Origin of the sequence: uncultured Methylobacterium sp., assembly GCF_964244095.1 — a bacterium.
In the GTDB taxonomy this organism is placed as follows: Bacteria; Pseudomonadota; Alphaproteobacteria; order Rhizobiales; family Beijerinckiaceae; genus Methylobacterium.
In genome coordinates this window covers 1-11,539 of the sequence record NZ_CAXTHR010000132.1, presented here as the reverse complement: position 1 = coordinate 11,539, position 11,539 = coordinate 1, and the positions used below count along the sequence as shown (strand labels likewise).

11 protein-coding genes and 1 pseudogene are annotated in these 11,539 nt (G+C 72.2%); 6 read left to right on the top strand and 6 right to left on the bottom strand.

Features of this window, described 5'->3' with window-relative positions:
* The 3 genes and pseudogenes from ACFE86_RS17620 to ACFE86_RS17610 all read right to left on the bottom strand — a co-directional run.
* A pseudogene (locus ACFE86_RS17620) lies at nt 1-571 on the bottom strand (oxidoreductase); the annotation flags it as partial.
* Between the two features lie 105 nt (nt 572-676).
* Entirely contained in the window at nt 677-2,602 is a 1,926-nt protein-coding gene (locus ACFE86_RS17615; RefSeq protein WP_375456619.1) for an AMP-binding protein, read from the bottom strand.
* Between the two features lie 151 nt (nt 2,603-2,753).
* The gene (locus tag ACFE86_RS17610) at nt 2,754-2,936 is read right to left on the bottom strand and encodes a YdcH family protein (RefSeq protein WP_375456618.1); all 183 of its coding nucleotides are present in this window, start codon (nt 2,934-2,936) and stop codon (nt 2,754-2,756) included.
* A gap of 158 nt (nt 2,937-3,094) precedes the next feature.
* Here ACFE86_RS17610 and ACFE86_RS17605 point away from each other — a divergent pair, with 158 nt between their 5' ends.
* From ACFE86_RS17605 to ACFE86_RS17590, 4 genes are all read left to right on the top strand, one after another.
* Nucleotides 3,095-3,313: a YdcH family protein gene (locus ACFE86_RS17605; protein ID WP_375456617.1), complete on the top strand. Its 219-nt coding sequence runs from the start codon at nt 3,095-3,097 to the stop codon at nt 3,311-3,313.
* Between the two features lie 101 nt (nt 3,314-3,414).
* Entirely contained in the window at nt 3,415-3,912 is a 498-nt protein-coding gene (gene purE, locus ACFE86_RS17600; protein ID WP_375456621.1) for a 5-(carboxyamino)imidazole ribonucleotide mutase, read from the top strand.
* A complete protein-coding gene (locus tag ACFE86_RS17595; protein WP_375456616.1) occupies nt 3,909-5,009 on the top strand; it encodes a 5-(carboxyamino)imidazole ribonucleotide synthase in 1,101 nt (366 codons plus the stop codon). The genes purE and ACFE86_RS17595 overlap by 4 nt, the downstream gene beginning before the upstream one ends.
* Nucleotides 5,010-5,310: 301 nt before the next feature.
* Nucleotides 5,311-6,168 (top strand): tetratricopeptide repeat protein, encoded by an 858-nt coding sequence (locus ACFE86_RS17590; RefSeq protein ID WP_375456620.1) that lies wholly within the window; start codon nt 5,311-5,313, stop codon nt 6,166-6,168.
* 43 nt (nt 6,169-6,211) lie between these two features.
* Here ACFE86_RS17590 and ACFE86_RS17585 read toward each other — a convergent pair whose 3' ends face one another.
* The 3 genes from ACFE86_RS17585 to ACFE86_RS17575 form a co-directional block, all read right to left on the bottom strand.
* Entirely contained in the window at nt 6,212-7,177 is a 966-nt protein-coding gene (locus tag ACFE86_RS17585; RefSeq protein WP_375456615.1) for an NAD-dependent epimerase/dehydratase family protein, read from the bottom strand.
* A gap of 13 nt (nt 7,178-7,190) precedes the next feature.
* Nucleotides 7,191-8,174 carry a GDP-mannose 4,6-dehydratase gene (gmd, locus tag ACFE86_RS17580; RefSeq protein WP_375456614.1) on the bottom strand — a complete coding sequence of 328 codons (984 nt, stop codon included), beginning with the start codon at nt 8,172-8,174 and terminating at the stop codon, nt 7,191-7,193.
* 257 nt (nt 8,175-8,431) lie between these two features.
* Nucleotides 8,432-9,586, bottom strand: a complete 1,155-nt coding sequence (locus tag ACFE86_RS17575) for an aminotransferase class I/II-fold pyridoxal phosphate-dependent enzyme (RefSeq protein ID WP_375456613.1) — start codon at nt 9,584-9,586, stop codon at nt 8,432-8,434.
* A 116-nt stretch (nt 9,587-9,702) separates the two neighbouring features.
* Here ACFE86_RS17575 and ACFE86_RS17570 point away from each other — a divergent pair, with 116 nt between their 5' ends.
* Nucleotides 9,703-11,016 carry an adenosylmethionine--8-amino-7-oxononanoate transaminase gene (locus tag ACFE86_RS17570; RefSeq protein ID WP_375456612.1) on the top strand — a complete coding sequence of 438 codons (1,314 nt, stop codon included), beginning with the start codon at nt 9,703-9,705 and terminating at the stop codon, nt 11,014-11,016.
* Between the two features lie 100 nt (nt 11,017-11,116).
* Complete coding sequence (locus ACFE86_RS17565; protein WP_375456611.1) at nt 11,117-11,515, top strand: response regulator; 399 nt, start codon at nt 11,117-11,119, stop codon at nt 11,513-11,515.
* The last annotated feature ends 24 nt before the right edge of the window (nt 11,516-11,539 follow it).

Below are 11,539 nucleotides of genomic sequence, written 5' to 3'. Positions count from 1 at the left end.
AGAGGAACTGGTGCAGCAGGTAGCCGTGGGCGCCGTGCAGCTCCACCGCCTCGATCCCGAGGCGCACCGCGCGCCGCGCCGTCGCGACGAAGTCCCGGCGGATGCGCGTCAGGTCGGCGGCGTCGAGCGCGTGCGGCGCCACCTCGCCGTCCCCGTGCGCCAGCTCTGAGGGCGCCTCGGTGCGCCAGCCGTGGGGCGAATCCGGCGCGATCTGCTGCCCGCCGGCCCAGGGCGCGGCGCTCGACGCCTTGCGGCCGGCATGCGCGATCTGGATGCAGACCGGGATCGGCGCGTATTCGCGGATCGCGGCGAGCACTTTTCCAAGCGCGCGCTCGCAGCCGTCGGAATACAGCCCCAGATCCCAGGCGGTGATGCGCGCCTCCGGTGAGATCGCGGTGGCCTCCAGCGTCAGCAGCCCGGCGCCCGACATCGCGAGCTGACCGAGATGCATCATGTGCCAGTCGGTGGCCTCCCCGTCGCGGGCCGAGTACTGGCACATCGGCGCGATCGTGATGCGGTTCTCCAGCGTCAGATCGTCGAGGCGCAGGGGTTGGAACAGGCGGGCGGTCATCGGCGGCTCCGGTCGGCGAGTGCTGCCGGTTGTGTGCCGCAATGTCGGGACCGGCGCCAGTTCGGTGCGTCGGGCCGGACCGGCTTCGTCACGCGGGCACCGCCGCTACCGCTTCCCGATCCCGCGCGTCTTCAAACTTTCGCCGATCTCGTCGAGCACGCCCGCGTCGTCGATTGTCGCCGGCATGGTCCAGGGCTCGTGGTCGGCGATGCGTTTCATCGTGGCGCGCAGGATTTTTCCCGATCGCGTCTTCGGCAGCCGCGCCACGGTCAGCGCCAGCTTGAACGCGGCGACGGGCCCGATCTCGTCGCGCACCTTGGCCACGAGTTCCCGCTCGATCTCGGCCGGGTCGCGCAGGACCTGCGCCTTGAGCACGACGAAGCCGCACGGCGCCTCGCCCTTGAGCGCGTCGCGGATGCCGATGACCGCGCATTCGGCGACATCCGGGTGGGCGGCCAGCACCGCCTCCATGCCGCCGGTCGAGAGCCGGTGGCCGGCGACGTTGATGATGTCGTCGGTCCGCCCCAGCACCGTGACGTAGCCGTCGGCGTCGCGGATGCCGGCATCCGCGGTGTCGTACCAGCCCGGATACGCGTCGAGATAGCTCGCGCGCATGCGTTCGTCCGAGCCCCAAAGCGTCGGCAGGCAGCCCGGCGGCAGCGGCAGGCGGATCGCGAGGGTGCCCATCGTGCCCGCGGTGACCGGCCTGCCGCCCTCGTCGAGCACCTGCACGTCGTAGCCCGGCATCGGCACGCAGGCGCTGCCGCGCTTGACCGGGAGCAGCCCCAAGCCCACCGGGTTGCCCGCGATCGCCCAGCCGGTCTCGGTCTGCCACCAGTGGTCGATCACCGGCCGGCCGAGCACCCGCTCCGCCCAGGCGACCGAATCCGGGTCCGCCCGCTCGCCGGCGAGGAACAGGGTGCGGAAGCGCGCGAGGTCGTGGCTCGCGACGCCCGCGCCCGTCGGGTCCTCCTTCTTGATCGCCCGCAGCGCCGTCGGCGCCGTGAACAGGCAGACCGCGCCGGTCTCGGCGACCACCCGCCAGAGCGCGCCGGGGTCCGGCGTGCCGACCGGCTTGCCCTCGTAGAGCACCGTGGTGCAGCCGTGCAGCAGCGGCGCGTAGACGATGTAGGAGTGCCCCACCACCCAGCCGATGTCGGAGGCGCAGAAGTAGGTCTCGCCCGGCGCCACGCCGTAGAGGTTAGTCATCGACCACGCCAGCGCGACGAGGTAGCCGCCGGTGTCGCGCACCACGCCCTTGGGCTTCCCCGTCGTGCCGGACGTGTAGAGGATGTAGAGCGGGTCGGTCGCGGCCACCGGTACGCATTCGACTGTTGCGCCCGCCGCCGCCGCGACCGCCCCGGCCCAGTCATGGTCGCGGCCCGCCACGAGCCTCGCCGGGCCTTGCGGGCGCTGGAGGATCAGGCAGGCGTCGGGCTTGTGCTTTGAGGCCGCGATCGCCGCGTCGAGCAGGGGCTTGTAGGCGACGACCCGGTTCGGCTCGATGCCGCAGGAGGCGGCGAGCACCACCTTCGGCGCGGCGTCCTCGATCCGCACGGCCAGTTCGTTGGCGGCGAACCCGCCGAACACCACCGAGTGGACGGCCCCGAGCCGGGCGCAGGCCAGCATCCCGTAGAGCGCCTCGGGCACCATCGGCATGGAGAGGATCACCCGGTCGCCGCGCCCGACGCCGAGGCCGGCGAGCACGGCGGAAAGCGCCGTCACCGCGCCGAGCAGTTCGGCGTAGGTGATGGTGCGCTTCGTACCCGTCACCGGCGAGTCGTAGCGGATCGCGGCCTGCTCGGCGCGGCCCCCCGCCACGTGCCGGTCGACCGCGTTCCAGCAGGCGTTCAGGGATGCGTCCGGGAACCAGCGGCCGTAGGTGCCGGCCTCGGGGTCGAAGGCGCGGGCCGGTACCTCGATCCAGTCGATCGCCCGCGCGGCTTCCAGCCAGAACGCCTCCGGGTCGCGGCGTGCGGCGGCGTGAGCCTCGGCGTAGCGCCCGGGCGCGGGCTGTTCGGCGGTTGGCATGGCGGCTCCTCGCGCGGCACGGCTTCTTCGGGACCGGCTCCATCGCGCGAGCCTAACAGAGGCCCGCCGTCGGCTGCAGCGGCCGACGGACGAAAAAGCCGCGCCGTTGCGGACGGCGCGGCGGATCACGGGTTTCCGGTGTCGGGGGCGGTCAGTGCACCGTGCCGGTGCCGGCCTGGAGCCGCTTGATCTCGTCCTTCAGGAGGAGCTTTCGTCGCTTCAGCTCGGCGATGTGCAGGTCGTCCTCCGAGGGTCTTTGGGTCGCCTCGTGGATCTCGCGCTCGAGGGCTTCGTGCTTCCGGTTCAGTTGGCTGAGATGCGTCTGCAGCGACATGAGTCGTGTCTCCTGTCATCGTTCCGACACTACCAAGCTCGCACATGCGGAGCCGGCTGTCGAAGGCAATCCTCAGGGCATGGCTCACGAAAGCTTGCCGCTCGGACGGGCCTGACGCATGCTCCCGCGCAGGCAGGGGCTGGGTTTCGAAGGCGGCGATGACGGTCGAGTTGGTCCCGGATGAGAAATCCGAGCTGGACGTGGAGTTGGCGCGGCTGAGGCAGGAGCACCGCGACCTCGACAGTGCGATCGACGCCCTGGAGCGCAACGTCGCCGGCGACCAGTTGCAGATCCAGCGGCTGAAGAAGCGCAAGCTGACGCTCCGCGACCGCATCGCCCACGTCGAGGACCAGATCACGCCCGATATCATCGCCTGATGGCGGTGGACGCCGCCGCCCGCCTTGCCGGGGGCGGCGTGCCCCTGTAACCGGCAGCCTCGGTCTCGCGGCCCCACGCGCAGGAGACGGGTTTGACGACGATGCTGCCGGCGCCTGTGGTCGCGATCATCATGGGCAGCCAGTCCGACTGGGCGACCATGCGGCACGCCGCCGAGACGCTCGACGCGCTCGGGCTGGCCTACGACGCGCGCATCGTCTCGGCCCACCGCACGCCGGACCGGCTCGTGGCCTTCGCCAAGGGCGCCAGGGCCGCAGGGTTCAAGGTGGTGATCGCCGGTGCGGGCGGCGCGGCGCACCTGCCGGGGATGACCGCCGCGATGACGAGCCTGCCGGTGTTCGGCGTTCCCGTCGAATCGAAGGCGCTCTCGGGGCAGGACAGCCTGCTCTCGATCGTGCAGATGCCGGCGGGCATCCCCGTGGGGACGCTCGCCATCGGAAGGGCCGGAGCGGTCAACGCCGCGCTGCTCGCAGCCGCCGTGCTGGCGCTCTCCGACGACGCGCTGGCGCAGCGGCTCGAGGCGTGGCGCGCGGCCCAGACCGCGGCCGTCGCCGAACGGCCGGAGACCGCGACCCCGTGAGCCCCAAGATCATCGAGCCCGGCTGCACCCTCGGCATCGTGGGCGGCGGCCAGCTCGGGCGCATGATCGCGCTGGCGGCGGCCGAGTGCGGTCTCAAGGTCCACGTCTACGGCCCCGATGCCGACAGCCCGGCCTTCGACGTGGCGGCCTCGATCACCTGCTCGGCCTACGACGACGCCGAGGCGCTGGCGCGCTTCGCGGCGGGCGTCGACGTCGTGACCTACGAGTTCGAGAACATCCCGCGCGAGACCGCCGACCTCCTGGCGCGCCACGCGCCGCTGCACCCGAGCGCCGCGGCGCTCGCCACCACCCAGGACCGGCTGTCCGAGAAGGACTTCATCAACCGGCTCGGCATCCCGACGGCGCCGTTCCGCGCCGTCGACACCCCGGACGATTTCGGCCGGGCGCTCGACGCGATCGGCCGCCCGGCGGTGCTGAAGACGCGCCGCTTCGGCTACGACGGCAAGGGCCAGCGCATCATCCGCACCGAGGCGGACGCGGACCGCAACGCGATCTTTGCCGAATTCGGCGGCGCGGCGCTGATCCTCGAAGGCTTCGTCGCCTTCGAGCGCGAGGTCTCGGTGGTCGCCGCGCGCGCAGCCGACGGGAGCTTTGCCGCCTTCGACCTGTGCGAGAACGAGCACCGCGACCACATCCTCGCGGTGACGCGCGTGCCCGCGCCGGGGATCGCGCCAGAGACGGCGCGGGAGGCCGTCGGGATCGCGAAGACGATCGCCGACGCGCTCGACTACGTCGGCGTGCTCGCCGTCGAGATGTTCCTGGTCCGCGAGGCCGACGGGACCGAGCGCCTCGTCGTCAACGAGATCGCGCCGCGGGTGCACAATTCCGGGCACTGGACCATCGAGGGCGCGGCGACCTCGCAGTTTTCCCAGCACGTCCGCGCGGTCTGCGGCTGGCCGCTCGGCGATCCGTCCCGCACCGGCGGGCTGCGGGTGGAGATGCAGAACCTCATCGGCGGCGAGGTCGCCGCCTGGATGGCGCTGCTGGCCGAGCCGGGCGCGCATCTCCACCTCTACGGCAAGGGCGAGGCCCGGCCCGGCCGCAAGATGGGCCACGTGACCCGGCTGATCGCCTAGAATCCGGTGCGCCGGAAGCACACCTAAGCCGCGCGCGAAGGGCGGGACCGCGCGATTTCCGGGATGCCGGCGCCGGGGCCATACGTTCGCCACATCGACCCGCTTCCACGGCGGTGGCGCCCGTCCTTTAATCGGGCGTTCACCGCGCTGCGCGAACGTGCCGGAGCCTTCGGAGCCGGAGCCTTCGGAGCGCCGGACCGGCTTCGGGCCGGCGCGCCGGCCCGGGGGTTACGTGGATCAGGCCGGGTGTGCGGAAGACCCGCGCCGTGCCGAGGGGAATGGGGCGATGACGTCAGACAGCATGCGGTTTCAACGGGCGGCCCTGCTCGGCCTCGCACTGACCGCGAGCGTGGCGCTTGCCGGCTGCGAGACCGTCGGGGGCGCCGCCGGGCCGCGGCAATACGCGGTCCTCGAAGCCGACACCACCGGCGCGACCAACGTCAACATCGCCTCGCTCACCGAGGTCGTGCAGCGCAACCCGAACGACGCCGCCGCCTACAACACCCGCGGCGCGGCCTATGCGCGTGCGGGCCAGTTCAACGACGCGATCGGCGATTTCACCAAGGCGGTGCAGCTCGATCCGAATTCCGGCTCGGCCTACAACAACCGCGCGCTCGCCTACCGCCAGACCGGCCGCAACGACGCCGCCCTGCAGGACTTCACCAAGGCGATCGCCAGCGACCCGAACTACGGCCCGGCCTATATCGGCCGCGCCAACGTGCTGCGCGCCCAGGGCGACGTCGACGGGGCCTTGGCGGACCTGAACGTCGCGATCCGCCTGATGCCGGAATCGGCCGAAGCCTACCATGCCCGCGGCCTCGTGCGGCAGAAGCAGGGCCAGACCGCCCCGGCCATCGCCGACTTCGATGCCGCGATCGACCGCAACCCCTTCGTCAGCGCGCCCTACGCCGCCCGCGGCCAGAGCCTGATCGCCACGAACCAGTACGACAAGGCGATCGAGGACTACAACGCGGCGCTCAACGTCAACAACAAGGACGCGACGAGCTGGGCCTATCGCGGGCTGGCCTACGAGAAGTCGAACCGGCGCAAGGAGGCGATGGAGAACTACCAGCGCGCCGCCACCATCGACCCGAACAACCCGATCGCTCGCCAGGGCCTCGGCCGTGTCCAGGGCGGCGTCGGCGCGCTGTTCAACTGACGGGTCCCGGACCGGCGGACGCCGCGCGTAGCAGCGGCGTCGTTCAGGCGCCCGACACCCGCGCTCGCGCGTCGGCGAGCACGCCTGCGAGCGCCGCGTCCCAATCCTCGCTCGGAACCCAGCCGATCGCCGCCGTCAGCCGCGACGCGTCGCCTGCGGCGACGGGGATCTCGGAGGGCCGCATCCGATCGGCGGCGATCCGCACCGCGAACGACGTCGTCGCGTGCCCGCGCAGGTCGGCCAGCACGCTCTCGATGCTGCGCGGCCGGCCCGAGGCGACGTTGAACACCGATCCGTCGGCGATTTCCTCCGCGCGCGCGATCAGGGTCGCGTAGGCGCGCACCACGTCGCCGACCGGCAGGAAGTCGCGGCATGCTGCGAGGTTTCCGACCTCCAGCACCGGCGGCACGAGGCCGGCCTCGATCCGCGCGATCTGGCCAGCAAACGACGGCACCACGAACCGTTCGTCCTGGCCCGGGCCGATGTGGTTGAACGGCCGCAGGATCACGAGGCGCACCCCGGAGTTGCGCAGAACGTCGAGCAGGATCTGCTCGCCGAACCATTTCGAGCGGGCGTAGGCGCCGAGCGGCAGCGGCGCGACCGCCTCGGAGAGCGCGTGGCCGGCCAGGAACGCGCGGCCGTAGACCTCGCCCGAGCTGACGAAGACGAACCGCGCCCCGCCCGCGGACCGCGTCACCGCCTCGGCGAGGTTCAGGAGCCCGACGAGGTTGACGCGCCACGTCTCCGTCGGCGCATCAGCCGATTGCTGCACCGAGGCCATCGCCGCGAGGTGCAGCACGTCGGTCGGCCGGTACGCCTCGACGAAGGTCGAGAGCGCGGCCCCGTCGAGCAGGTCGATCTGCCGGAAGCTCACCCCGGCCGGGAGCGCGTCCGGGCTGCCGCGGCCGATCCCGACGATCCGGTCCGACGGATCTGCTGCGGCGGCGAGCGCGGCGACCGCGTGCCGCCCGACGAAGCCGGCGGCACCGGTGACGAGGATGCGCTTCACGCGGGAGCGCCGTTCAAGCGCGCGCCCCGAGGCGCTTGAGGTCGGCCTCGACCATTTCCTGGATCATCGTCTCCAGCGAGATCTCGGCCTTCCAGCCGAAGGCGGCCTCCGCCTTGGCGGGGTTGCCGAGCAGCACCTCGACCTCGGCCGGGCGGAACAGCTTCTCGTCGATGACGAGGTGATCGGAAGACGACAGGGCGACATGGCGGAAGGCGATCTCGCACATGTCGCGCACCGTGGTGGTGCGGCCCGTGGCGATGACGAAGTCGTCCGGGCTGTCCTGCTGGAGCATCATCCACATGGCGCGGACGTAGTCCTTGGCATGACCCCAGTCGCGCTTGGCGTCGATATTGCCGAGCCGCAGTTCTTTCGCGAGCCCGAGCTTGATCCGGGCGACGCCGTCGGTGACCTTGCGGGTCACGAACTCGACGCCGCGCAGGGGGGATTCGTGGTTGAACAGGATGCCGTTCGAGGCGTGCAGCTTGAAGCTCTCGCGGTAGTTGATCGTCATCCAGTGCGCGTAGAGCTTGGCCACGCCGTAGGGCGAGCGCGGGTAGAACGGCGTCGCCTCGCTCTGCACCTGCTCCTGGATCAAACCGAACATCTCGGACGAGGACGCCTGATAATAACGCGCGTCGGGCTTCAGGGTGCGCACGCATTCGAGCAGGTTGACCGCCCCGAGGCCGGTGATCTGCCCCGTCAGGATCGGCTGCTGCCACGAGGCGGTGACGAAGGATTGGGCGGCGAGGTTGTAGACCTCGTCGGGCTGGACCGCCTGCACGATGCGGGCGAGGCTCGACAGGTCGAGCAGGTTGCCGTCGTGCAGCGCGACGTCGTCGTTGATCCCGAGCCATTTCAGCCGGTGATCGAACACGCCGGCATGGCTGGAGCGCCGCACCACCCCGTGCACCGCGTAGCCCTTCGCCAGCAGCAACTGCGCGAGATAGGCCCCGTCCTGCCCGGTAATGCCGGTGATCAGCGCGCGTCGACCGCTCATTCTCGATGCTCCGAATTCTTCGCCGTCGGGAAGGCGGTTGCGATACGGCAGGTCCGAGCACCGACGGTCCCGTGGACGCACGCGTCGCGATGGAACCGCGGCGAGACCGGAGCCCGCCGCGCGCGTCCATTCTCGCGTGGCGGCAGGACCCGGTCAACGCGGACGCCGTTCGCGAGCGATACGGGATGTCCGCTGCGCTCGCCAGCCGCAATCCGAGTCACGATGAACAACGGCATCCCGCGTCGGGTCCCGTCGCGTCAGGCTTCGTCGACTCCGGGCGTCGGCCCGGATCGGGGCGCCGTCAGGGCCGCGATGCGATCGGCCAGCGCATCGACCTGCGCCGCATCGTGCGCCGCCGAGAACGCGACGCGCAGCCGCGCGGTGCCGGCCGGCACGGTCGGCGGCCGGATCGCGACGACGAGGAAGCCGTCCGCTTCGAGCGCCGCCGAAAGGGCGAGCGCGCCTTGCGCGTCGCCGACCATCACCGGCACCACCGCGCTCTCCGCCTCGGGCAGCCCGAGGCGTGCCGTGAAGCGGCGGGCGAGGGCGAGCGGCCGCGCACCGCGCTCCGGCTCCGCTTCCACGATCGCCAGGGCTTCCAGCGCCGCAGCCGCGGAGGCCGGCGGCAGGCCGGTGGTGTAGACGAAGCTGCGCGCCCGGCTCGTGAGCAGGTCGATCACCGCCCGCGAGGCGCAGAGATAGCCGCCGTAGGAGCCGAGCGCCTTCGACAGCGTGCCCATCTCCAACGGCGCTTGCGGGCCGCCCTCGACCACGCCGAGGCCGTGGGCGTCGTCGACCAGCGTCCAGGCGTCGTGGGCCGCGGCGAGCTCGAGGATGTCGCGGAGCGGCGCCCGGTCGCCGTCCATGCTGAACACCCGCTCCGTCAGGATCATCGCGCGGCGATGCGCGCCACGATGCGACCCGAGCAGGCGCGCGAGGTCGCCGGCGTCGTTGTGGCGGAAGGGCAGGACCGTCGCCTGCGAGACGCGCGCCCCGCCCCACATGCAGGCATGGGCGAGCGCGTCGACGAGCACGAGGTCGCCCGCGCCGACCAGCGCCGGGGTGATGCCGAGGTTGGCGAGGTAGCCGCTTCCGAAGACAAGCGCGGCTTCCGTGCCCTTGTGCGCGGCGAGCCGCGCCTCCAGCGCCGACAGGAGCGGATGATTGCCGGTCACCAGCCGCGACCCGCCGGCACCGGCCCCGTAGGCGGTGACCGCGCCCTGCGCCGCGGCCACCACCCGCGGGTCGTGGCTCAGCCCGAGATAATCGTTGCACGAGAACGAGACGAGGCGGCGCCCGCCCCGCTCGGCCATCGCGTCCGGGGCCCGCACCGTCGGCACCAGGCGGCGGCGCAGGGCCACCGCCTCCAGGCCGGACAGCTTGTCGCGTGCGAAGGCTTCGAGGCTCGACATGGCGCCTGAAGGCGCCGGGCCGCGGGCCGGAGTCAAGCCTCGGCGATGCCCGGGACCGCGCGGGCCGGCACCCGGTCCGGGTTGACCCGCGATGCCCGCGCCAGCATTCAGGCGGGATGCCGGCGCAGGACCCGACCGCCGCCCGTCTCTGGCGGCCCTACACGCAGATGAAGACGGCGAGCCCGCCGCTGGAGGCGGTGCGCACGCACGGCTCGCGCATCGTGCTCGCGGACGGGCGCGAACTGATCGACGGGATCGCCTCGTGGTGGACGGCGGTGCACGGCTACAACCATCCCCACATCGCGGACGCCGTGTCGGGCCAGCTCGCCGCGATGCCGCACGTGATGTTCGGCGGCCTCACCCACGCGCCTGCCGAGCGGCTGGCGCACCGCCTCGCCGAGCTGGCGCCCGGCGACCTCAACCACGTCTTCTTCACCGATTCCGGCTCCGTCGCCGTCGAAGTCGCCCTGAAGATGGCGGCCCAGTTCTGGCTCAACCGCGGGGAAGCCGGCCGCACCCGCGTGCTCGCCTTCCGCGGCGGCTACCACGGCGACACCATGGGCGCGATGTCGGTCTGCGACCCCAAGGAGGGCATGCACCGCCGCTTCGGCGCCTACCTCCCGACGCAGGTGTTCTGCGACCTGCCCGGCTCCGCGGCTGAGACGGCCGCCCTCGACGCGACGCTCGCGCGCCATCGCAGGGCGCTGGCGGCGGTGATCGTCGAGCCGCTGGTGCAGGGCGCGGGCGGCATGCGGATGCACGCCCCCGAGGTGCTCGCGACGGTCGCCCGCCTCGCCCGCCGCCACGGCCTGCCGCTGATCCTCGACGAGATCTTCACCGGCTTCGGCCGCACGGGTACGATGTTCGCCTGCGAGCAGGCGGACGTGGTGCCCGACATCCTCTGCCTGTCCAAGGCGCTGACCGGCGGCACGATGGCGCTCGCGGCGACGATCGCCACGGAGGCGATCTTCACCGCGTTCTGGTCGGACGATCCGGGCGCGGCGCTGATGCACGGGCCGACCTTCATGGCCAATCCGCTGGCCTGCGCCGCGGCCGGCGCCAGCCTCGACCTGTTCGCGCGCGAACCGCGCCTGGAGCAGGCCCGCGCGATCGGCGCGCGCCTCGCCGAGGGGCTCGAGCCCCTGCGCGCCCTGCCGGGCATCGCGGACGTGCGCACGCTCGGCGCGATCGGCGCGGTCCAGTTCGAAAGCCCGCCGGATCTCACCGCCCTCAAGGCGCGGTTCCTCGAACGCGGCGTCTGGGTTCGGCCGTTCGGCGACGTGGTCTACCTGACGCCGGCGCTGACCATCGTACGGGCCGACCTCGACCATCTGCTCGACGCCGTGGCGTCGGTCCTGGGCGCGGCCCCGGTGGGGACCTCGGTTGTGCCCGGGTCCGAGAGCGCCCGCGGCGCGCGCGGCCGGGTTTGAGCGGCGCTGCAACCGGAACGCGCCTGTGCCGTTGCACATCGACGGAAATCGGTGCGGCGGGGGCGCTTCCCGGCGACGCCTCCGGACCGAATCGCTGGAGATGCACATCGTGACGAGCGAGCAGACGAGTCCCCAGGAAGACCGGCCCGTGATCCTCCTCGTCGAGGACGAGGCGCTGACGATCATGGATCTCGGCGACGTGCTGGAGGATGGCGGCTACGACACGGTCCAGTGCGCCTCGGCCGAGCGGGCGCTCAGCATCCTTCAGGCGCGCCCCGACATCTGCGGCCTCGTCACCGACGTGGAGCTGTCGGGCAAGGTCAACGGCTTCGACCTCGCGAGCTCGGTAGCCGAGGCGCGCCCCAACCTGCCGATCCTCATCGTCTCGGGCCGCGCCGCGCCCGACCCCGACCGCATGCCGGCCGGCGCGCATTTCATCGCCCGCCCCTGCAGCGGCGCGGATATCCTAGACCAGCTCCGCCGCCTGATGCCCTGCTGAGCCCGCGCGGCGTCTAGGATCGCT